The sequence below is a fragment of the Flavobacterium sp. genome (assembly GCF_041392005.1).
In the GTDB taxonomy this organism is placed as follows: Bacteria; Bacteroidota; Bacteroidia; order Flavobacteriales; family Flavobacteriaceae; genus Flavobacterium.
On record NZ_JAWKMX010000004.1, the window covers coordinates 97,702 to 120,175 of the forward strand.

At 32.7% G+C, this 22,474-nt stretch carries 17 protein-coding genes and 2 pseudogenes; 7 read left to right on the top strand and 12 right to left on the bottom strand.

What is annotated here, in order from left to right:
- Window position 1: 1 nt before the first annotated feature.
- From R2808_RS03930 to R2808_RS03940, 3 genes are all read left to right on the top strand, one after another.
- On the top strand, window positions 2–754 hold the full coding sequence (locus R2808_RS03930) for a shikimate dehydrogenase (protein WP_371269653.1): 753 nt from the start codon (window positions 2–4) through the stop codon (window positions 752–754).
- Window positions 755–1,126: 372 nt separating this feature from the next.
- Entirely contained in the window at window positions 1,127–3,013 is a 1,887-nt protein-coding gene (locus R2808_RS03935) for a DUF349 domain-containing protein (RefSeq protein WP_371269654.1), read from the top strand.
- Window positions 3,014–3,053: 40 nt separating this feature from the next.
- On the top strand, window positions 3,054–3,356 hold the full coding sequence (locus R2808_RS03940) for a DUF1905 domain-containing protein (RefSeq protein ID WP_371269655.1): 303 nt from the start codon (window positions 3,054–3,056) through the stop codon (window positions 3,354–3,356).
- 1 nt (window position 3,357) lies between these two features.
- Here R2808_RS03940 and R2808_RS03945 read toward each other — a convergent pair whose 3' ends face one another.
- From R2808_RS03945 to R2808_RS03955, 3 genes are all read right to left on the bottom strand, one after another.
- On the bottom strand, window positions 3,358–3,645 hold the full coding sequence (locus tag R2808_RS03945) for an antibiotic biosynthesis monooxygenase (RefSeq protein ID WP_371269656.1): 288 nt from the start codon (window positions 3,643–3,645) through the stop codon (window positions 3,358–3,360).
- An 87-nt stretch (window positions 3,646–3,732) separates the two neighbouring features.
- On the bottom strand, window positions 3,733–4,506 hold the full coding sequence (gene mazG / locus R2808_RS03950; protein WP_371269657.1) for a nucleoside triphosphate pyrophosphohydrolase: 774 nt from the start codon (window positions 4,504–4,506) through the stop codon (window positions 3,733–3,735).
- Between the two features lie 114 nt (window positions 4,507–4,620).
- The gene (locus R2808_RS03955; protein WP_371269658.1) at window positions 4,621–5,046 is read right to left on the bottom strand and encodes a DUF5606 domain-containing protein; all 426 of its coding nucleotides are present in this window, start codon (window positions 5,044–5,046) and stop codon (window positions 4,621–4,623) included.
- Window positions 5,047–5,189: 143 nt separating this feature from the next.
- Between R2808_RS03955 and R2808_RS03960 the strand changes: the two are divergent.
- Window positions 5,190–5,991: pseudogene (locus R2808_RS03960) on the top strand (alpha/beta hydrolase).
- Window positions 5,992–5,995: 4 nt separating this feature from the next.
- On the opposite strand, the pseudogene glmM reads toward R2808_RS03960, so the two are convergent.
- Window positions 5,996–7,380, bottom strand: a pseudogene (glmM, locus tag R2808_RS03965) (phosphoglucosamine mutase).
- A gap of 89 nt (window positions 7,381–7,469) precedes the next feature.
- Here glmM and R2808_RS03970 point away from each other — a divergent pair.
- Both R2808_RS03970 and R2808_RS03975 read left to right on the top strand, forming a co-directional pair.
- Complete coding sequence (locus R2808_RS03970; RefSeq protein ID WP_371269659.1) at window positions 7,470–8,057, top strand: ACP phosphodiesterase; 588 nt, start codon at window positions 7,470–7,472, stop codon at window positions 8,055–8,057.
- Between the two features lie 45 nt (window positions 8,058–8,102).
- Complete coding sequence (locus tag R2808_RS03975) at window positions 8,103–9,920, top strand: chloride channel protein (RefSeq protein WP_371269660.1); 1,818 nt, start codon at window positions 8,103–8,105, stop codon at window positions 9,918–9,920.
- Window positions 9,921–9,999: 79 nt separating this feature from the next.
- On the opposite strand, the gene rpsA is transcribed toward R2808_RS03975, so the two are convergent.
- The 7 genes from rpsA to R2808_RS04010 form a co-directional block, all read right to left on the bottom strand.
- Complete coding sequence (gene rpsA / locus R2808_RS03980; protein WP_371269661.1) at window positions 10,000–11,757, bottom strand: 30S ribosomal protein S1; 1,758 nt, start codon at window positions 11,755–11,757, stop codon at window positions 10,000–10,002.
- 167 nt (window positions 11,758–11,924) lie between these two features.
- Window positions 11,925–12,608, bottom strand: coding sequence for a (d)CMP kinase (gene cmk, locus R2808_RS03985; protein ID WP_371269662.1), 684 nt, complete (start codon window positions 12,606–12,608; stop codon window positions 11,925–11,927).
- A gap of 2 nt (window positions 12,609–12,610) precedes the next feature.
- Window positions 12,611–13,645, bottom strand: coding sequence for a type IX secretion system protein PorQ (gene porQ / locus R2808_RS03990; RefSeq protein ID WP_371269663.1), 1,035 nt, complete (start codon window positions 13,643–13,645; stop codon window positions 12,611–12,613).
- Between the two features lie 124 nt (window positions 13,646–13,769).
- Window positions 13,770–16,220, bottom strand: a complete 2,451-nt coding sequence (lon, locus tag R2808_RS03995; protein ID WP_371269664.1) for an endopeptidase La — start codon at window positions 16,218–16,220, stop codon at window positions 13,770–13,772.
- Between the two features lie 183 nt (window positions 16,221–16,403).
- Complete coding sequence (locus R2808_RS04000; RefSeq protein WP_371269665.1) at window positions 16,404–17,288, bottom strand: DUF6252 family protein; 885 nt, start codon at window positions 17,286–17,288, stop codon at window positions 16,404–16,406.
- A gap of 28 nt (window positions 17,289–17,316) precedes the next feature.
- The gene (locus tag R2808_RS04005) at window positions 17,317–18,603 is read right to left on the bottom strand and encodes an MFS transporter (protein WP_371269666.1); all 1,287 of its coding nucleotides are present in this window, start codon (window positions 18,601–18,603) and stop codon (window positions 17,317–17,319) included.
- A gap of 61 nt (window positions 18,604–18,664) precedes the next feature.
- Window positions 18,665–19,480 carry a M48 family metallopeptidase gene (locus tag R2808_RS04010; protein WP_371269667.1) on the bottom strand — a complete coding sequence of 272 codons (816 nt, stop codon included), beginning with the start codon at window positions 19,478–19,480 and terminating at the stop codon, window positions 18,665–18,667.
- A gap of 116 nt (window positions 19,481–19,596) precedes the next feature.
- Between R2808_RS04010 and R2808_RS04015 the strand changes: the two genes are divergently transcribed.
- The gene (locus R2808_RS04015) at window positions 19,597–20,448 is read left to right on the top strand and encodes an alpha/beta hydrolase (protein WP_371269668.1); all 852 of its coding nucleotides are present in this window, start codon (window positions 19,597–19,599) and stop codon (window positions 20,446–20,448) included.
- A 264-nt stretch (window positions 20,449–20,712) separates the two neighbouring features.
- Here the strand turns inward: R2808_RS04015 and R2808_RS04020 are convergent, their stop codons facing one another.
- A complete protein-coding gene (locus R2808_RS04020; RefSeq protein ID WP_371269669.1) occupies window positions 20,713–22,464 on the bottom strand; it encodes a TonB-dependent receptor in 1,752 nt (583 codons plus the stop codon).
- Between the last annotated feature and the right edge of the window lie 10 nt (window positions 22,465–22,474).

Genomic DNA, 22,474 nt, shown 5'->3' on the forward strand with positions numbered 1-22,474 from the left:
AATGAAAAAAGCAAAAAAGCAATTGAAATATGGCTTAGTCGGACAAAATATTTCATATTCTTTTTCAAAACATTATTTTAGTAATAAGTTTTCCCAATTTCATTTTGATAATTGCGAATATCTAAACTTTGATTGCAACTCAATTGAAAATTTTCCAAAAATAATTGCAAAAAATAAAAATTTACGTGGTTTAAACATAACCATTCCATATAAAGTTACGGTTATTCCATATTTAGATAAACTATCAAAAACAGCACAAAAAATTGGTGCTGTTAACACCATTAAAATTACTAAAAACAAAACCCTAAAAGGCTATAATACTGATTATTACGGGTTTAAAAAAGCATTAAAACCATTACTGAAAAAACATCATAAAAAAGCATTAATTTTAGGAACTGGTGGCGCAAGCAAAGCAGTTGCTTATGCCCTACGAGAATTAAAAATTGAATACGATTTTGTTTCACGAAACCCTTCAGAATATGAATTGGCTTACGATGAGCTAAACACCGAAATATTTAACGATTACCAAATTATTATTAACACTACTCCACTAGGCACTTTTCCTAATATTTCAAATTGTCCGCCATTAAATTATAGCTTGTTTACAACCCAACATATTGCTTTCGATTTAATTTACAACCCCGATGAAACAACATTTTTAAAACAAGCAAAAGCCAATGGTGCAACTATTAAAAATGGTTACGAAATGCTTGTTTTTCAAGCCGAAAAATCATGGAAAATTTGGAATAAATAATTTTCTTATCAAAAAAAATAATCCGTAGTGCATTTAGAAAATTTTATTTGTTTATTTCGTCAGTTCGAGTATTTCTTAGATAAATTTTATGCAAAATTATCTACGAAATGTATCGAGAACTTACAATTTAATACTTCTCGATACAATTTTTCTTGGCTTTACTACGAAAAATTACTCGAATTAACGTCGTCGTTTAATAACTTTTAGCTTCTAAATGCACTATAGGTAAAAAATTACTAAAAATGTACTCGTTATAATCTGCAATTTATTAATTCCCTAAAAAAATAGCAGATTTAGTAGTTTTTTTTTGAAATATCAAGTGGCTTTAGTATCTTCGGCATATAAAATTATAGTAACCTTAAACATTTTACAATGTTAGAAGAAAAGAATGATAACCTGCAAGAAGCAGACGGACAAGAACAAATAGAATCGCAAGAAAACGTTGTGGCGCAAAACCAATCTGCTCAAGATGAAATTGATAATTCTAATGCAGAAGAAAACGAAGACGACTCTATTAAAGACAAGCATAATATACCTATGGAAGATTATGAGTCTATGCCAATGGAAAAATTAGTTTCAGAATTAGAAAAACTAATTAACAACCATAAGGTAATGGCTATAAAAGATCATGTAGAAGAAATTCGGAAAGCGTTTATGAATCATTATCATCATCTTATCGATGAAAAACGTGATGAATTTAACGAAAACAATACCGATGAAAATGCTACGTTTGAATACGATTTTCCATTAAAACATAAATTTGAAGAAGCTTACACCGATTACAAAGACAAACGCAATCAACACTATAATCAGTTACAAAAAAATTTAAAGGGCAATTTAAACAAACGCAACGAACTAATTGAAGAGTTAAAAGCATTAGTCGATAATACCGATGAAAATCTTTCTATTGCCGATATGTTTAAGCGCTTAAACGAAATTAGAGATCAATGGAAAGTAGCCGGTGCAATTCCACGAGATAAATACAACATTGTTTGGAACAATTATCATTTTCATATTGAACGTTTTTACGATTTAATTCATTTAGATAAAGAAGCGCGCGACCAAGATTTTAAACTTAATTTAGAGGAAAAACAAGGCATTATTGCACGTGCAAAAGAATTGCTTAACGAGAACGACACACTAAAAGCGTTTAGAGAATTACAATTGTTACACCGTGTATGGAAAGAAGAAATTGGCCCTGTAGATAGAGAACATCGCGAAGCTATATGGAACGAATTTAGCGACATTACCAAACAAATGCACGACAAACGCGAAGCTTATTTTGGTGCAGCTCGCGAACGAGAAAGCGAAAATTTAGTAGCTAAAAACACTATAATTGAAGCTATTATTGCGCTAGGCGAAGAGCCTATAAACTCGCACAACGGCTGGCAAAACCAAATTAAAAAAATGGAAGCACTACGCGAACAATTTTTTAAAGCAGGCCGTGTTCCAGTAGAAGTAAACGAGCAAACTTGGGATAAGTTTAAAACAGCTGTTCGCGGTTTTAATAGTAAGAAAAATAATTTTTACAAAAATATTAAACACGAGCAACAAGAAAATTTAAACAAAAAAATGGCGCTTGTAGCGCAAGCAGAATCGTTAAAAGATAGCGACGATTTTGCGAGTGTTACGCCTATAATGAAACAAATACAAGAAGATTGGAAAAAAATTGGTCATGTGCCAAGAAAATTTTCCGATAAAATTTGGAAAGAGTTTAAAAACGCTTGCAACCACTATTTCGACCGACTTCACACTGTACGAAATGCCGAAAACAAAGAAGAAATTGAAGCATTTGATAAGAAAAAAGAGTTTTTAGTTGAACTAAAAGAATTTGAACTTACTGGTAATCATAAAACCGATTTAGATGCAATTAAAGCGCATATAGAAACTTGGAAAGGATTAGGCAGAGTGCCTCATAATCGCCGTCATATTGAAGGAAAGTTTAATAAAGTGCTCGACGCCTTATTTGAAAAACTTAGCCTATCTAAAAAAGACACCGAGTTAATGAAGTTTGATGCCAAATTAGAGCAATGGGTTGAAAATGACAACGAAAGAGCTATAGAAAAAGAACAGTTTTTTATTCGTAAAAAAATAGACGAAGTTCAAAACGAAATTTTTCAATTAGAAAATAACATTCAGTTTATTACGAATGCTAAAAAAGATAATCCACTTTTAAAAGAAGTTCAAAAAAATATTGAACGCCACAAGGAAGAATTAAAATTGTGGAAAGAAAAACTTAACAAATTAAGAGAAATTTAATACCAAACCCCAAGTGAAAGCTTGGGGTTTATAATTTATTATGCAAGGAAAAATAAAATATCAATTCATAGGAAAAGTGTGGCAGTACAAAATGGAAAAAGGCGGATGGTATTTTATTTCTTTACCAGTTGAAATTTCATCAGAAATTAGAAAATTGTTACAATGGCAAGAAGAAGGTTGGGGTCGATTAAAAGCAACAGCAAAAATTAACACTACCGAATGGGAAACAGCTATTTGGTTTGATTCTAAGGCTAAAACCTATTTACTTCCACTAAAAGCTGCTATTCGTAAAAAAGAAAAGCTAGAAATTGATACCGAAGTTAGTGTTTTCGTTTCAGTGTAAATCAAAACTCATATTCTCGCTCCACTTTTGCAATTCTAACTTTATAGTTTTTGTACCACGTCGATTTTCCTTTTTCTTGAGCTAAAAGATGTTCTGTGTTTGCTTTCCAAGATTTTATAGCTTCTAAACTTTCCCAATAGGAAACGGTTATTCCTATTTCATTTCGTGCACTTTCCATTCCTAAAAAACCGGGTTGTTCTTTTGCTAATTCCACCATCTTAATTGCCATTTCAACATAGCCCTCTTCTATTTCTGTTCGTGTTGATGTGAAAATTACTGCGTAGTACATGTTTATATGTTAATATGTTAATCTGTTTTTTGTTAATTTGAATTCTTCGAATAACCAAATAACCAAATAAACAAATCAATAAATTCACTAAAGTTTTTTCGCTTCTTCCCAAAATACATCCATTTCAGCTAAAGTCATATCAGCTAAAGGTTTTCCTAGTTCGGAAGCTTTACTTTCTAAATACATAAAGCGCTTCATGAATTTTTTATTGGTACGTTCTAAGGCATCTTCAGGGTTTACTTTCAAAAATCGAGCATAATTAATCATCGAAAATAAAACATCACCAAACTCAGCTTCAATTTTATCTTGATTGTTATTTTCTACTTCTACTTGTAGTTCTTGTAACTCTTCTTGTACTTTATCCCAAACTTGGTGCGGCTCTTCCCAATCGAAACCTACGCCTTTTACTTTATCTTGAATACGGCTTGCTTTTACTAATGCTGGCAAACTTTTAGGCACGCCTTCTAAAACCGATTTTTTTCCTTCTTTTAATTTTAGTTTTTCCCAGTTTTGCTTTACTTCTTCTTCATTTGCTACCACTACATCGCCATAAATATGCGGATGTCTTTCTATTAATTTATCGCAAATAGCATTGGCTACATCGGCTATGTCAAAATCGTTACTTTCGCTACCTATTTTGGCATAAAACACAATATGCAACAACAAATCGCCTAATTCGTTTTTAATTTCTTGCAAATTATTATCGAGAATGGCATCGCCCAGTTCGTATGTTTCTTCAATAGTTAAATGGCGAAGACTTTCTAAAGTTTGCTTTTTATCCCAAGGACATTTCTCACGTAAATCGTCCATAATAGTTAACAATCTATCAAAGGCTTGGAGTTGTTGTTGGCGTGAGTTCATTTTAAAAATTTATAGTTAAAAACTGAAACAAGTTTAGTTAACAGGTAAAGGTAAAAATGTAAATAAAAAATCCCGCATTTAAAACGCAGGATTTTGACATATAATTACTAAGTATTACTCGGCTGTTTCTTCTTTAGCGTCTTCTTTCGATAAAGCTTCAACCGTTACCAAACCTTTTGGTTGTAAGGTATTGTACCAATTTAGTACTTTTTTAATATCTGATGTATATACTCTATCTTCATCAAACTCGGGTAAAATTTCTCTAAAGTACGATCGTAATTTATCGTCGTTTTCTTTGTGAGAAATTGCTAATCCGTCATTTTCTTTAGTTGCAATAGCTTTAAAAACATCGAACAAACGAATTTCTTCCGAATACGTATAAACTGCAATTTCAGAAAGTAAACTAACGTTGCTACGCATTCCTACTGTAATTCGTTTTCCATCTAATAACGACTCGGCTACAAAGCCTGTACGGGTTTGCAATTTTAACTCGTATAAACCTGGCTTGCCAGAAATGGCTAATATTTTTTGAACACTCATATTTTTTATTTAAGGACAGCAAATATATAATTTTGTTGAAAGTTATAAAACTAATCGTTTAAATTTTTAATATTTTAACTTTCCAATTATTTTTTATATTCGTATTAAAATATTTCAATTCAAATTTAAATTATAATAGAACCATGAAAAATATAATTTATACACTATTTGTAGCAACAGTAATTTTTACCAGTTGTTCAAAAACATCGCAAACTGTAGATATTATTCCTAAACACGATACATTTACGTTACAATCGGAACTGGTACATGAAAAACGTATTATTAATGTATGGACGCCTACAAACTATACCACAAGTCTAGATTCTTTACCCGTTATGTATATGGCCGATGGTGGTATAAAAGAAGATTTTCCTCATATAGCGAATACATTGGCAGAACTTATACAAGAAAACAAAATTAAACCTATAATTTTAGTAGGTATAGAAAATACCGAAAGACGAAGAGATTTAAGTGGTTTTACCGAAGTTGAAAAAGACAAAGAAATTGCACCAGTTATTGGCGGATCTGAAAATTTTAGAGCTTTTATTAAAAATGAACTTTTTGCTGAAATAGCCAAACGCTACCGTATAACAAATGAAAGTATTATTGGCGAGTCGTTATCGGGGTTTTTGTTATGGAAACCTTTTTTTTAGAACCTGAAATGTTTGATAATTACATAGCATTTGACCCATCGCTGTGGTGGAACAATCATTATTTGGTTCGCAAAGCAAATGAGCATTTAAAAAAGTTTCCTTTAAATGAAAACTTTGGTTTGCTGGTTCTAGCGCAACCGATATTTCGCCTTATACAAATGAATTGTCTGCTATTTTAAAAAATGAAAATTATCCGAATTTAAAATGGAAATATGCTGATGAACCTTCAGAGAAACATACAACTATTTTTAGAGCAACTAAAGAAAAAGCTATAATTTGGACATTAAATTAAAAATTTAAATTCCAGCAATAGTTTTTAATTCGCTAACAAAACGTTTGGCTAAAGCATCGGCTTCTTTTTGTGTTGGTGCTTCGGTATAAATACGAATTATTGGTTCGGTATTCGATTTACGAAGATGTACCCATTCGGTAGGAAAATCGATTTTTACGCCATCAATTGTAGTACAATTTTCAGATTTATAATTGGTTTCAATTGTTTTTAAAACGTTATCTACATCAATTTGTGGTGTTAACTCAATTTTATTTTTACTCATAAAATACTGCGGATAACTGGCACGTAACTCGGCCACCGTTTTTTCTTGATTGGCTAAATACGTTAAGAATATACACCTACAACCGCATCGCGACCATAATGAATTTCTGGGTAAATAATTCCGCCATTGCCTTTGCCACCAATATCGGCATTGGTTTTCTTCATTAATTCTACCACGTTTACTTCGCCTACAGCACTAGCTTGGTAACTTCCGTTATGTTTTTCGGTAATATCGCGCAATGCGCGAGAAGACGACATATTTGAAACCGTATTTCCTGGTGTTTTGCTCAATACATAATCGGCAATGGCAACCAAAGTATATTCTTCGCCAAACATTTCTCCATCGTTTGAAATAAACGCTAAACGATCTACATCAGGATCTACTACAATTCCGAAATCGGCTTTTTCTTCAACAACCAATTTACAAATATCGCCCAAATGCTCTTTCAATGGTTCTGGATTGTGCGGAAAATGCCCGTTAGGTTCGCAATACAATTTTACAACCTCTACTCCCATTTGCTCTAAAACTTTAGGAATAATAATACCGCCCGACGAATTTACACCGTCAACTACAACTTTAAATTTCTTTTGTTTAACAACATTTACATCGACCAAAGGTAAATTTAGCACTTCATCAATGTGAATATCCATATACGCATCATTTTCAGTAATTTCGCCTAAATTATCTACCTCAACAAAATCGAACGCTTCCTTTTCGGCAATTTCTAAAATTATAGCACCATCGGCGCCACTTAAAAATTCGCCTTTTTCGTTTAACAATTTTAGCGCATTCCACTGTTTTGGATTATGCGAAGCCGTAAGAATAATACCGCCATCGGCTTGTTCAAGTGGTACGGCAACTTCAACGGTTGGTGTTGTAGAAAGTCCTAAATCAATAACATCAATTCCTAAACCTATTAAAGTATTCACTACTAAATTATGAATCATTGGACCCGAAATTCGAGCATCGCGACCAATGCAAACTTTTAATCGCTTGTTTGGTTTTGCTTGTTTTAAAAACATTCCGTAAGCCGAAGCAAATTTTACCGCATCTACTGGTGTTAAATTATCGCCTACGTTTCCGCCAATTGTTCCACGAATTCCTGAAATTGATTTTATTAATGTCATATAAATTATGCGTTATGAATTTTAAATTTTAAATTGCAAACAAATATACTAATTGACCTTTAAACTACTAGCATTTTAAGTTTTAAATAATGAATTTTTTGGCACACATCTATTTATCTGGCGACAACGAAATGCTCAAAATTGGCAATTTTATGGCCGATAGTATAAAAGGGAATAACTATTTAGAGTACACTGGCGATTTACAAAAGGGAATTTTACTACACCGAGCCATTGATTCGTTTACCGATACCAATGAAATATACAGAAAAAGTAAACATCGGTTACATAAAAAATACGGGCATTACTCGGGTATTATTATGGATGTAGTTTATGACCACTATTTGGCTAAAAATTGGAATCGGTTTTCAACTGAAAATTTATCTGATTTTGTATTGCGTTTTTATCAATCTATTTCGAAAAACAGTTCACTTTTACCTGTAAAAACACAACGATTAGTTCCATTTATGATTGATCAAAATTGGTTAGAATCGTATGTTACTTTAGATGGTTTACAAACCATTTTATGGCAAATGAGTCGCAGAATAAACTATACAATAGACATGAGTGAAGCGATAAGTGAAGTACAAGAGTTTTACTTAGAATTTGAAAGTGAATTTTTTGAATTTATGGTTGAAATAGAAAAAATGTGCAAAGAAAAACTAAAAGAACTTGGGTAGCATTTCAATTAAAAGTAACTTTGTTTTTTATTTGAAATTGACACAATGCCTACTAGAAAAAAAAATAAAATTGTTCGTTTTTTGTATAAAACTTTTAAACGATTTGAACAGTTTTTATTTTTAATAAAATCGTTAATTACACCGCGGCAATTTATTTATGTTTCGTGTGTGCTTGTTGGTATTTCATCAGCTTTAGCCGTAATTGTATTAAAGTTTTTTGCGCATTCGGTTTATAATTTCGCGCAATATTTAGACAGTTTTTTGCACCTGCCGTATAGCAATAGTATTTTTCCAATAATTGGCATTTTACTAACGGTTTTTATTATTAAAAAGTTCTTAGATGGTTCTATACAAAAAGGATCGGGTGCTATTTTACATGCAATAGCTAAAAAAGGCGGTATAATGCCTCGAAAACAAATGTATTCGCAAATAATTACGAGTTCATTTACCGTAGGTATGGGTGGAAGTGCTGGTTTAGAATCGCCTATTACTGTTACAGGAGCTGCATTTGGCAGTAATTATGCGCAAAACTACCGCTTAAGTTCTAAAGATAGAATTTTACTTTTAGCGTGTGGCGTTGCTGCTGGAATTTCGGCCGCTTTTAACGCACCCATTGCGGGTGTTTTATTTGCTATTGAAGTGGTTTTAGCCGAAATTAGTATTACTGCTTTTATACCTATTATGATAAGTGCGGCAACAGGCGCTTTGGTTTCGGCTGTTGTACTTAATGAAGATATTTTGCTTAATTTTAAACAAGGCGAAGTTTTCGATTATCATAACATTCCTTATTATATTCTATTAGGTTTGCTCTCGGGGTTTGTTTCTATAAATTATGCCCGAACTTTTAGAAAAATAGAAAAATGGTTTCACAAAAGAAAAAGCTCCTATAAAAAAGCTTTTTTTGGAGCATCTATTTTAGCCATTCTAATTTTCTTTTTCCCTACACTTTTTGGCGAAGGGTACGAAAGTATAAAAATACTCGCCAATCAACATCCTGAAACTATTTTAAACAATACCATTTTACAAGATTTTAAAAACAACCAGTGGGTTTTACTAGCATTTGTGGGCGCTACTATGCTTATTAAGGTGTATGCAACCGGACTTACACTAGGTTCGGGCGGAAATGGTGGCAATTTTGCACCTTCGTTGTTTGTAGGTTCCTATTTAGGCTTTGTAGTAGCAAAATTAATTAACCTTATAGGAATAACCGATAATGTTTCGGTTAGCAACTTTACATTAGTAGGAATGGCTGGCATTTTAAGTGGTTTATTTCACGCACCATTAACGGCTATTTTCTTAATTGCAGAAATTACTAGTGGTTATAATCTTATGGTGCCGTTAATGATTGTTTCTTCTATAAGCTTTGCTATTTCGAAACGATTTGAACCGTATTCGTTCGATATTAAAGATTTAGCTTATAAAGGCGATGTATATACAAATGATAAAGATAAAAACATACTAAATTCATTAGAAACTTCGCAATTTATTGATACGCATATTAAAGTTATTTCCGAATCGAACTCGTTGCTTGAACTTCATAATATTAGCCAGCAAACCAAGCAATTTTTATTTCCTGTTGTGAATAACGATAAGCAACTTTTAGGAATTATAAATATCGATGCTATTCGATCGGTTTTGTTTTCAAATTTTACAATACGTTATACAAGTACAAAAGAAGTTATGCAGCCTCCAAAAGAAATTGTTTTTTTTAATGAGAGTATTGATGCGATTATGGATAAGTTTGATGCTTCGCAAGAAGATGTACTTCCTGTAATAAAGAATGGTGTATTTGTTGGTTTCATATCTAAAATACGAATTTTAGAAAAGTATAGAGAAAAGCTAAAAGCCATGATTATTGAATAAAAAAACTAAATAGGTAAAAATGAAAAATCCCGATTATAAATTATAATCGGGATTTTTTTATGATTAAATGAACGGAAAATTATTTTCCTTTTTCCATTTTCTCTTTTAATTCAGCTAAAGCATCAATATCGCCTAAAGTAGTTTTTTCTACGTTAGCGGTAGTTTTTTCAGCTGCTTCTTTAATTGCTTTTTCTTCTTCTTCACGGAAAATAGCCGTATGAGAAGCTACAACTCTTTTAAATTCTTTGTTGAACTCGATAATTTTGAAATCGGCAGTATCGCCTTTTTTCAATTTTTTACCGTCTTCTTGCTCTAAATGACGAGTAGGAATAAAAGCAACAACATCGTCACCGAAGTCTACAGTTGCACCTTTGTCAACCATTTCTCCGATTGTTCCATTGTGGATAGTTCCAACAGCAAAAGCTTCTTCATGTTTATCCCAAGGGTTTTCTGTAGTTTGTTTATGACCTAATGATAATTTACGACCATCAACATCTAATTCTAATACTACAACGTCTAATTTATCGCCTACATTAACAAATTCTGATGGATGTTTAATTTTCTTAGTCCAAGATAAATCTGAGATATATACTAAACCATCTACACCTTCTTCTAACTCTACGAAAACACCAAAGTTTGTAAAGTTACGAACTGTTCCTGTGTGTTTAGAACCTACAGGGTATTTAGTTGTAATATCAGTCCAAGGATCGGTAGTTAATTGCTTAATACCTAACGACATTTTGCGTTCGTCTCTATCTAATGTTAAAATAACCGCTTCTACCTCATCGCCTACTTTTACGAAATCTTGTGCGCTACGTAAATGCGTTGACCAAGACATTTCAGAAACGTGAATTAAACCTTCAACACCTTCAGCTACTTCAATAAAAGCACCATAATCTGCTAAAACAACTACTTTTCCTTTTACTTTGTCGCCAACTGCTAAATTAGCATCTAAAGCGTCCCAAGGATGTGCGTTTAATTGTTTTAAACCTAATTGAATACGTGTTTTCTCATCATCAAAATCTAAGATAACAACGTTTAATTTTTGGTCTAATTCTAATACTTCAGATGGGTGGTTAATACGAGACCAAGATAAATCGGTAATGTGAATTAAACCATCTACACCTCCTAAATCGATGAATACACCATAAGAAGTAATGTTTTTAACTACACCTTCTAATACTTGACCTTTTTCTAATTGACCAATAATTTCTTTTTTCTGTTCTTCGATATCAGCCTCGATAAGCGCTTTATGAGAAACAACAACGTTTTTGAATTCGTGGTTAATTTTTACCACTTTAAATTCCATAGTTTTGTTTACGTATTGATCGTAATCACGAATTGGTTTAACGTCAATTTGTGAACCTGGTAAGAATGCTTCGATTCCGAAAACATCTACAATCATACCACCTTTTGTTCTACATTTTACAAAACCATTAACAATTTCTCCAGTTTCATTTGCTGCAATAACTCTATCCCAAGCTTTAATAACTCTTGCTTTTCTGTGCGATAATACTAATTGACCTGTTTTATCTTCACGAATATCGATTAAAACTTCTACTTTATCGCCAACTTTTAAGTTAGGATTGTAACGAAATTCGTTTAAAGAAATAACACCTTCCGATTTAGCATTAATATCAACAATAGCATCTCTATCGGTAATTCTTACTACTACACCTTCTACTACTTCTTGATCGTCTGTAGATACGAAAGTTTTTGATACTAAATCTTCAAATTCTTGCAAGTTTTTTTCATCTACTGCATCAATTCCTTCTTCGTAATTGTGCCAGTTAAAGTTTGCTAAGAATTCTTCTTGTGTTTTGTTAATTTCAGACATGCTGATTAAATTATTTGTATGTTGCGTTTTTATTGGATTTTTTATGCAGCTAAAAACAACAACAGTTGTTTTACATAAATAATTGATTCCTAATGAAAATCCATTCCTGCCAAAAGGTTGGCAAAGGTACAAATAATTATTTGTTTTACAAATATTTAAAAATAAATTTAGAGGTGTTTGTTTACTATTTGGAGAACAACTTTAAACTGCTCTTCTTTAGTTAAAACAGAGTTATCTATTACAATTGCATCTTCGGCTTTAACAAGAGGCGAATCTTCGCGATGTGTATCAATATAATCGCGTTGTTGTACATTTTCTAAAACTTCGGCAAAACTTACCCGTTGGCCATTTTCAACTAATTCATTAAAGCGTCGTTGTGCACGTGTTTCGGCAGATGCTGTCATAAAAAGTTTAACATCAGCATTAGGAAATACAACAGTTCCTATATCTCTTCCGTCCATTACTATTGCTTTATTTTTACCCATTTCTTGTTGTTGTTGCACTAATTTTGCTCGTATTTCAGAAATCTCGGCTATTCGACTTACATTTTGAGAAACTTCAAGTGTTCGAATTTGTTTTTCTACATTTTTGTTGTTCAAATACATTTCGGCGTAACCTAATTGTTCATTAAATTGAAAATGCAAATTTATTTTGTCTAAATTTTTTACAATCGCTAGTTTATCAATTTTGGTTGGTGTTATCCAATTGTTTTGCATTATAAAATAAGTAACGGCACGGTACATAGCACCAGTATCTACATAAACATAACCTAACGTTTTAGCTAACTGTTTTGCTAGTGTACTTTTTCCAGTAGATGAAAATCCGTCTATTGCTATTGTAATTTTTTTCATACTTAACGATAATAATCTCGATCTAAATCAATCATTAAACCAAACAAACTTGTATTTGCAGCCAGTGTATAACGCGAATACGAATAGTTAAAACGAACTCTTCCAAATTTTAAGCCTACGCCTACTGAAATTCCTGAAAAATTGCGTTGATCTACAATTCGAAGTTCTTCGGCTCTACGAAAATTATAGCCTAATCGAATATTAAAACCTTTTTCTGGGAATAATTCTGCACCAACAATTACGTGACGTAATGCGTTATTAAAAAACGATATCTTTTCTTCTTGAACCTCTCCATCTAATGTTTCTTCGGCTCTATTTGGATTTGAAAACCCAATATTCCATTCTTGTAAATTTTCAAGCGTTAAATGCCAACGAATAGGTACGTGTTCGAGTAATTGTGAAATTCCAGCATCTACAGCAAGTGGCAATTTTTCGTTGGTTTCGGCATACGGTTTTAGTTGAAACCCAAGATTTCTTACTGTTAAACCGTAGTTTATATCGTTTTTTTCATCAATGTATAAAAAACCTATATCGGTAGCGGCACCCCAAGAATTATAATTTTCTAAAGTTGAAGAAATTAGCTTTACATTTGCGCCCATGTAAAAATCGGTCCACGGCACATTGTAAGCATAACCAAATGACAAAGCAGCTTCACTTCCAGTAAAATCTGCAGTGCTATTACCTAATTCGTCGTAACCTTGAAACGTACCATAATTTATATATTGAATTCCACCATAAAACGTCATTACATGTTTATCCCAGTGGTAAGCATAAGCACCTGTTCCGTAGGAAACTTCGCCATAATAGTTTCCGTAATTTAGAGCCAGTTTATTGTCCATTTCTTCGTTAATAACTGCCGGATTGTAGCTAGCTTGGTTTACATCGTAATCTACAATTGTAACGGTTTTACCACCAAGTGCTGCTTGGCGTGGCGATTGTGCTAAGTTTAAAAACTGATATACATACTTTCCGCCAATTTGTGTGTAGCTTGGAAGCGTAAAAAGAATAAAAAGTAAAATCAGTTTTTTAGATTGCATTACTTGTGTTTAGTAAACTTAACGTAAATGCGAAGATAAAATTATATTACCACATAAAAAACAAATCCTAATTATTTTGACAATTAGGATTTGCATTTACTAAAAGAATATTAGTGAAGAAAAATTAAATCGCTTTCGCATTTTTAACTTTCTGATTGGTAATAGCAATATCTAAAACTTCACGCATAGTATCTACATAATGAAAAGTTAACCCTTTTAAATATTCGGGTTTAATTTCATCTATATCGCGTTTGTTTTCGTTACATAAAATAATCTCTTTAATATTGGCTCTTTTTGCGGCTAATATTTTTTCCTTAATTCCGCCTACAGGTAATACTTTTCCACGAAGTGTAATTTCGCCTGTCATAGCTAACGATTTTTTTACTCGCTTTTGCGTAAAACTTGAAACCATAGACGTTAACATAGCAATACCAGCACTTGGGCCATCTTTTGGTGTAGCACCTTCGGGAACGTGAATGTGAATATTATGAGTTTCTATTGTTTCTCTTTTAATGCCAAGGTCTTCCGCATTAGTTTTAATATACTCCATTGCTATAGTAATAGATTCTTTCATAACTGTGCCTAAATTCCCCGTCATTGTTATATTACCTTTTCCTTTAGAAATAGTCGATTCTATAAACAAAATATCGCCTCCTACACGTGTCCAAGCTAATCCTGTTACTACGCCAGCAATTTCATTATTTTCGTATTTATCGCGTTCTAGTCGTGGTGCTTTTAATATTGCAACTATATCTTCATCGGTAACTTTTATATTATACGATTCTTCCATAGCAATAGATTTTGCAGCGTGGCGAACCATTTGTGCAATTTTCTTTTCTAACCCACGAACGCCCGATTCTCTTGTGTAGCCCGAAACTATTTTTTCTAATTGTTTTTTACCTATTTGCAAATCTTTTTCGGTTAAACCATGTTCTTTTAACTGTTTTGGTAACAAATGACGTTTCGCTATTTCTACTTTTTCTTCAATAGTATAACCCGACATGGTAATGATTTCCATTCGATCTTTTAATGCAGGTTGAATAGTCGATAAACTATTAGAAGTAGCTATAAACATTACTTTCGATAAATCGTAACCAATTTCTAAAAAGTTATCGTGAAACTCGCTATTTTGCTCTGGATCTAAAACTTCGAGCAAAGCTGAAGATGGATCGCCATTATGGCTACTCGACAATTTATCGATTTCGTCTAAAACAAATACTGGGTTTGATGTTTTTGCTTTTTTTATAGCTTGTAAAATTCTACCTGGCATAGCACCAATATACGTTTTACGATGACCTCGAATTTCGGCTTCGTCGCGCAAACCACCAAGCGACATACGCACGTATTCTCTACCAAGAGCTTCGGCAATTGATTTTCCAATAGATGTTTTACCTACACCCGGAGGACCATACAAACATAAAATAGGCGATTTCATATCGTTTCGCAATTTTAAAACTGCCAAATGCTCTATTATACGTTGCTTAACATCTTCTAGCCCGTAATGGTCGCGATCAAGTATTTTTTGAGCTCGTTTTAAATCGAAATTGTCTTTTGAATAGTCGTTCCAAGGTAATTCGAGAAACAATTCTAAATAATTACGCTGAATGCCAAAATCGGGCGAATTAGGATTTGTTCGTTGTAATTTTGATACTTCTTTTTCGAAATGTTGTGCTACCTTTTCGTTCCACTTTTTTGTTTTCGCTTTTGCACGCATTTCTTCAATTTCTGCTTCATACGAAACACCACCCAATTCTTCTTGAATGGTTTTCATTTGTTGCTGTAAGAAATATTCGCGTTGTTGCTGGTCTAAATCGGAACGTACTTTAGATTGAATATCGTTACGAATTTCTAATTTTTGCAACTCTATATTCATAAAACGTAACGTTTCTAATGCGCGTTCTTTTAAATTTGGAATGGCTAATAAATCTTGTTTATCTTTTACCGATAAATTCATATTAGACGATACAAAATTGATTAAAAACGGACTGCTTTCTATATTTTTTATAGCAAAAGTAGCCTCGGTAGGAATATTGGGACTTTCCTTTATAATATCGATAGCCAGCTCTTTAATTTGTTCTACTATAGCAGTAAATTCAGAATCGCTTTGTTTTGGTCTTACTTCTGGAACTTCTTTAATTGTTGCTTTAAAATACGGTTCTTCTTGTGTAAATTGGTCTATTTCGAAACGTTTTTTACCTTGCAGAATTACTGTTGTATTACCATCGGGCATTTTTAGAACACGAATAATTCGGGCCACAGTTCCTATCGTATAAATATCATCTTTTGTAGGTTCTTCTACAGCCTCGTCAAATTGCGATACTACGCCAACAACTTTTCCTTTTGCATTGGCATCGTTTAGTAATTTAATCGATTTATCGCGTCCTGCAGTAATAGGAATAACCACACCTGGAAACAACACGGTATTTCGCAAAGGCAAAATAGCAATGTCTTCGGGTAGTTTTTCTTGGTTCATTTCTTCCTCGTCTTCTGGTGTTAAAAGCGGAATTAATTCGGCATCTTCATTAATTTCTTGTAGTGACAAACTGTCAAAACCTAGTATTTTTGTATTTGGCATAGTCGTAATTAAGTCATTTTGTCATTGTTTTTAGAGAACTTTACCGTTATAAAAAAAGTATAGCATTCTATAAAACAACAACTTATATGTTTTTTATTTATGTTTTCAATTTATATAGTCAATAGTTATGCCAATAAAAAAATCCGCACAAAGCGGATTTTAAATTTTGATAGATTATTTTTACTAGTAACTTACATCGAAACTTCCTTCGGTAATTGAATACGAAGTTCCACTATCGGTTGCTACAAAACTAAATGTTCCTGATATTCTGTCTGCGGTTTTGGTACTTATAGTTACTGAGCCAGAAGTGGCTAATATAGAATTACCGCCTATTTCGTATGTAGCTTGTACTTCGTCTGATGAAGTATTACCTGTAATAGTGTATGTTCCTACTCCTAAATTTTCATTTACGCCTACTGTAATATTTTGGTCGTTATCATCTGAAGCTCCTATTCCTATTACCTCGTTTATAGTTGCTACAAAAATATCGGTAGCTGTAAAACCCACACCATCTACTTTTGCAAAAAAAGAATCGGCGCCAGGATCATCATAACCTGTATATGGAATATTTTGAAAAACGCCATTTGTGAAATTTAATGGCGCAATTGAAGTTTCATCAATATTCGACCAATAACCTGTAAATTGGAAAGTTCCTGATATTGTTTTATTTGCTGTATTAATATTTGTTATGGTTATAGAACCTGTGTCTTCTGTTTCATTATCTACATTGATACTCCAGTAACCATAACCACCGCCGCTTGCAGGATTGTAGCTTAAAATATTTTCGTTTGCTGGAAATGTTCCCAATTGATTTGCTTCTATAATAAATGAAAAACTATCGCCTGTACTATTTATTCCTGCAATGGTAATAAAATCGCTTCCTAATTGTGCCGATGCCTGATTGGCATTCCAAGTAGTACCGTTAAAATCGGCTTTAAAGATGAAATTTCCATTACCTGTAGAACCTGTTTGACCAATTAAGACTGGATCAACGGGCTCATTGTCATTAGAACAAGAAAATAGAAATAGTATTGAAAAAATTGTAACTAATAAATTTATTTTTTTCATTTTAATTGTTTTTAATGGCTAAAGTTAATTATTTTTTTGGTACACGCAATAATAAAAATATTCCTGCAGTAAAAAACAAAGCTAAAAATACTATGGAATTTCGCATAGAACCTGTAATTTGGTCTATGAAACCGTATAACAACATTCCTATTACAATTCCTATTTTTTCGGCTACATCATAGAAACTAAAGTAAGAAGTTGTGTCAGAAGTATTGGGTAAAAATTTAGAATAGGTAGAACGCGATAACGATTGTATTCCGCCCATAACTAACCCTACAATTCCTGCTGTAATATAGAATTCTATTGGTTCTGTAATAAAAAAAGCAATTATACAAACTACAACCCAAATAAAATTTACAAACAATAGTGTTTTAATATTACCTATTTTTTTTGCTAAAAATGATGTTAAAAGTGCTCCAAAAATAGCTACTATTTGTATCATTAATATGCTAATAATTAATCCCATTGTTTTTTGGGTATTGCCACCCCAATTAATTTCTTGCTCTCCAAAATAAGTCGCCACTAGCATAACTGTTTGTACCGCCATACTATATACGAAAAATGCAATAAGATAGCGTTTTAATACTATATGTTGAAACAGCTCTTTTTGAACTTTTAGCAATTCTTTAAAGCCATTAAAAAGTATATGTTTACTTATTTTGCCACTATTTTTATTACCTATTGGTAAATAATAAAATGAATATTGGCTAAATAGCAACCACCAAATACCTGTTAATACAAACGAAAAACGCATAGCTTGTAGCGCCTCTGTTCCTTCCTTTGTCATAATTAAAAACAAGCAAGCTAAAAGTAGTAATACACTACCGCCATATCCTAATGAATACCCTTTAGCACTTAACTTATCTTGTTGCTCTGGGTAGGCAACATCGGGCAAATAGGAATTATAAAAAACGATACTTCCCCAAAAACCAATTAATCCTAAATAAAAACATAGTATTCCGAAATAAATATTTTCGGGTGTGAACCAATACATTCCTATACAAGAAAATGCGCCTAAATAACAAAAAAATTGCATAAAACGTTTTTTATTACCCACATAATCGGCAATACCCGATAATAAAGGTGATAGTATTGCAACCGTTAAAAATGCAAATGCAGTAACAAAGCTAATTAGTGCTGTATTTTTAAAATCGTAACCTAAAAAATGTACCGTTGGATTTTCCTTTGGAAATAAAAAACCATAATACAACGGAAAAATTGCCGACGATATTACAAGAGAATAAACAGAGTTTGCCCAATCGTAAAACGCCCAAGCATTGCGAAGCTTTAAATTTCCTTTTTCTAATAATGGCATAAAATAGTAAATAAAAATCCCGACTAATATCGGGATTTGATTTTAATATTTCTAATGTTTTTTAAAACTTAACACCAAATTTAGCTGCTTCGGCTTTAGCTTCAGGAATTAAGGCCTTAATATTTGCAATACGAGTAGCATTACTTGGGTGCGTACTCATAAACTCTGCGGGTTCTTGTCCGCCAGATTGTGCTGCCATTCTTTCCCAAAACGGTACGGCTTCATCTGGATTATACCCTGCAATTGCCATTAATGTTAAACCAATCATATCGGCTTCGCTTTCGTGTTTACGAGAAAAGGGTAGCATACCTCCTACTTGAGAACCCATACCATAGGCTTGCATCCAAAGTGCTTGTTCTTCTGCCGATTTTCCTCCAGTAGCTACTGCTACGCCTACAGCGCCAGCTTGTTGTAAAACACCTGCACTCATGCGCTGTTGCCCGTGATTTGCTAATGCGTGTGCTACTTCGTGTCCCATTACGGTTGCTAAACCTGCATCGGTTTTTGTTACGGGTAAAATACCACTATATACTACAATTTTACCACCTGGCATACACCATGCGTTTACAGTAGGATCGTCAACCAATTTATATTCCCATTCATATCCTTTTAAATAATCTGAATACCCGTGTGCATTTAACCAACGTTCTGCAGCAACTTTAATTTTTGTTCCTACAGTTTCTACACGCTTTGCATCTGTAGTACCTGTAATTACTTTATTTTCAGATAAAAACTGATCGTATTGTTGAAAAGCCATTGGCAAAATTTGACTATTAGGTACTAATGCCATAGTGCTTTTTCCAGTGAACGGATTTTTAGCGCACGATAAAACCAATGCGAACAATAATCCTAAAACAAGTTTAATTTTAAAATTCATTTTTTTATTATTTTAAACAAAGTTAATTAATTCTTAAAAATACATTGCAAAAATGATTCCATTTTTTAAGCATAAGTTTATTCTTTACTTTTACATAAATTTTAAATTCAGTAAAATTGAAACGAAAAAAAAATCTTTCGACTATACCAAAACCTATTCTATGGTTAGCTAAATTTCTTGAAAAAGTGGCACCTTCTTTGGCTGTATCTTTTGCTTCGCGATTATTTGTAACACCAATAAAATATAAAATTCCGAAACGAGAATTTGAAATGGAAAAACAAAGCCAGCAAGTTTTTATAAATGTTCCATCGCTAAATAAAACTATAAGAATTTATCATTATGGAAATTCGCCAAAAAAGGTTTTGTTAGTACACGGTTGGTCGGGTCGAGGTACACAATTAGTTAAAATTGCCGATATGCTTGTTGCAATGGGTTACAGTACTATTAGTTTTGATGCGCCAGCACATGGTAAATCGCCAGGAAAAACTACTGTAATGATAGAATTTATTGCAAGTATATTAACAATTGAAAAACAATTTGGCCCGTTTGAATTTTGTATTGGTCATTCACTTGGTGGCATGGCAACATTAAATGCAATAAAGCAAGGTTTGCAAGTTAAAAAGGCAGTTATAATATCGAGTGGTAACAGTGTAACCGATATTCTTTTAGATTTTGTTTCTCGTTTAGAATTACAGCCAAAAATTGCAGAAAAAATGAAATATTCTTTTGAAGAAAAATATAATTTAGACATGGAAAGCTACTCGGCTTATGTAGCGGCTAAACATGTTGCTATACCTGTTTTAGTTATTCATGATCAAGATGATGATGATGTTCCTGTTTCGGCTTCTGAAAGCATTCATAAGCACTTAGAAAATAGTCAACTTTTAATTACGAAAAAACTTGGTCACCGAAAAATTTTAGGCGATGCCAATGTGCTTAAAAAAATTAAACAGTTTTTAGAAAATTAATCCTATTTTAACCCATAGTGCATTTAGAAGCTAAAAGTTATTAAACAACGTAGCTTCGAGTAATTTTTCGTAGTAAAGCGAAGAAAAATTGTATCGAGAAGTATTAAATTGTAAGTTCTCGATACATTTCTTAGATAAATTTTATGAAAATTTATCTAAGAAATGCTCGAACTGACGAAATAAACAAATAAAATTTTCTAAATGCACTACGGGTTATTTTATTTTACTATTTACGAAAACCAACTAGTATAGCATTTGTATAAATTAAAAATCGAACTTATAACTAGCACCTAACAAAACTTGAATTCCTTGTACTGGGTAATTTACCCATCGATTATATTGCTGGTTGGCTAAATTGTTGCCGCGTAAAAATGCCGTTAAACGTTCGTTGTATTTATAACCAATATGTGCATTTAAATCGAAATAACTGTCTAAAGTAATTTGTTTTTGTGTGTAAAGTATTGGTACAACAGCTGCATCAGTAGGAATAGTTATAATATCTTTTCTTTCCCCAACAAAAAAGATATTTGTGCCTGCATACCATTTTTTAGTAATAGTAACCTCTAGGTTAGCACCAATTTTAAGTTCTGGTAAATTCCAAGCTTCATCTTGCGTATTGGTAGAAAAACTATTAAATGTTCCGTTTAAACCCAAGCTCACTTTTTCTGAAAAATCGCCTTTAATTTCCCCATAAAAACTTATGGTTTTTACATTATCATAAACTACATTAAACGAGTTTCCATAAGCATAACCTTCGGTATTAGTATTTTCTAAAACAGTAGGGTTACTACTAAATAATGGTTTATTTTCTTGGTTATTGTAAGAACCCCTAATATTAAAAGAAACCGAATTGGTTAATTTTCCTTTTAAACCTGCATAAACGTCGTATTTATTATCGGTTGGGCCAACAAATAGCGTAGGCGAAACAAACGGATTTTCAGCAACAAAATCGGCATACGAATTTTGATGTAGCCCACCTTCGGCACCAGCGTAACCAATAAGTAAATCGCCTACAATTTTGTAAGAAGCTTTTACATTTGGATAAACAAAAAACTTAGCTTCGTTTTCGTTATTTATTTTTCCTATTCCATAAAATAATCCAGCTCCTATTTGAACTGACAAATCGTCTTGTTGGTATAAAAAGCTTGGTTTTGCGCCAAAAATTAAATTGCTATAATTTATTGCAGTTTCGTTTTCGTACATACTGTTAAAAGATCCGCCTACGTAATCTACAATTACATCAGTATCAATTTTATAATCGAGTATTTCTACATCAAAATTAGGTTGTATCCAAAAACGATTTTCTCCTGAACCAAAAGCATCTGAAAAGCGCTTAAACTGCATAGCAGCTTCGCTAAAAAAACTATTGCTCATTGCAGCACGACCACCAAGTGCTATAGTAGTATGGTTTTGTTTTGGGTCAATTGCATTACGAATTGCATCATCAAACATAACATCATCTATAGGTAAACCGTACCAATTGTAAGTATTGTGCTTAATCCCTAAATCGGCATTCCAATTTATGTCGCGGCTACGATTTCCGTAAGTTAAATCGAAGGCTGTGTTAGCATAGTTGTCGTCTAAAACCGCATCTTTAATGCCGCCTTGCGATGACAAATGACGAAGCATTCCGCCAATATAACTGTTTCTACTAAAATTTTTTGTTACAAAAAATTCGGCATTTACAGTTCCGTAGTTTCCAGCACCTATTGTAGCATAGTTGTTGTAAATACGTTCTTTAGTTTCTTTATCTACACCAGCTGCTTTTCCTTTAGCGGGTGTAAAAGTAGAAGCCACTGGAAAAGAAAAAATATTGTATTTTACTTCTTCTTTTTGTGTATTGGTATCGTCTTCAATTGTTGGTGTTTCTTTTACCTTAAAAGCATCGGAAATTGTTGGTGTATAAGGTTTTACCACATTTACTACTTCAGAGCCAATAGTTTCTTCTTGTGCTAAAGAAAATTGTGAAGCCATTGCTGTGATAATTATTGGAAAATATATTCTTAAATTCTTCATGTTCATTTTT

Coding starts and splice junctions, on each gene's coding strand:
- porQ (WP_371269663.1), bottom strand. CDS start 13,645: ATGCAATCTAAAAAACTGATTTTACTTTTTATTCTTTTTACGCTTCCA.
- R2808_RS03970 (WP_371269659.1), top strand. CDS start 7,470: ATGAATTTTTTGGCACACATCTATTTATCTGGCGACAACGAAATGCTC.
- R2808_RS03935 (WP_371269654.1), top strand. CDS start 1,127: ATGTTAGAAGAAAAGAATGATAACCTGCAAGAAGCAGACGGACAAGAA.
- mazG (WP_371269657.1), bottom strand. CDS start 4,506: ATGAACTCACGCCAACAACAACTCCAAGCCTTTGATAGATTGTTAACT.
- R2808_RS04005 (WP_371269666.1), bottom strand. CDS start 18,603: ATGCCATTATTAGAAAAAGGAAATTTAAAGCTTCGCAATGCTTGGGCG.
- R2808_RS03955 (WP_371269658.1), bottom strand. CDS start 5,046: ATGAGTGTTCAAAAAATATTAGCCATTTCTGGCAAGCCAGGTTTATAC.
- R2808_RS03975 (WP_371269660.1), top strand. CDS start 8,103: ATGCCTACTAGAAAAAAAAATAAAATTGTTCGTTTTTTGTATAAAACT.
- R2808_RS03940 (WP_371269655.1), top strand. CDS start 3,054: ATGCAAGGAAAAATAAAATATCAATTCATAGGAAAAGTGTGGCAGTAC.
- R2808_RS04010 (WP_371269667.1), bottom strand. CDS start 19,480: ATGAATTTTAAAATTAAACTTGTTTTAGGATTATTGTTCGCATTGGTT.
- lon (WP_371269664.1), bottom strand. CDS start 16,220: ATGCCAAATACAAAAATACTAGGTTTTGACAGTTTGTCACTACAAGAA.
- cmk (WP_371269662.1), bottom strand. CDS start 12,608: ATGAAAAAAATTACAATAGCAATAGACGGATTTTCATCTACTGGAAAA.
- R2808_RS04020 (WP_371269669.1), bottom strand. CDS start 22,464: ATGAAGAATTTAAGAATATATTTTCCAATAATTATCACAGCAATGGCT.
- R2808_RS04000 (WP_371269665.1), bottom strand. CDS start 17,288: ATGAAAAAAATAAATTTATTAGTTACAATTTTTTCAATACTATTTCTA.
- R2808_RS03945 (WP_371269656.1), bottom strand. CDS start 3,645: ATGTACTACGCAGTAATTTTCACATCAACACGAACAGAAATAGAAGAG.
- rpsA (WP_371269661.1), bottom strand. CDS start 11,757: ATGTCTGAAATTAACAAAACACAAGAAGAATTCTTAGCAAACTTTAAC.
- R2808_RS03930 (WP_371269653.1), top strand. CDS start 2: ATGAAAAAAGCAAAAAAGCAATTGAAATATGGCTTAGTCGGACAAAAT.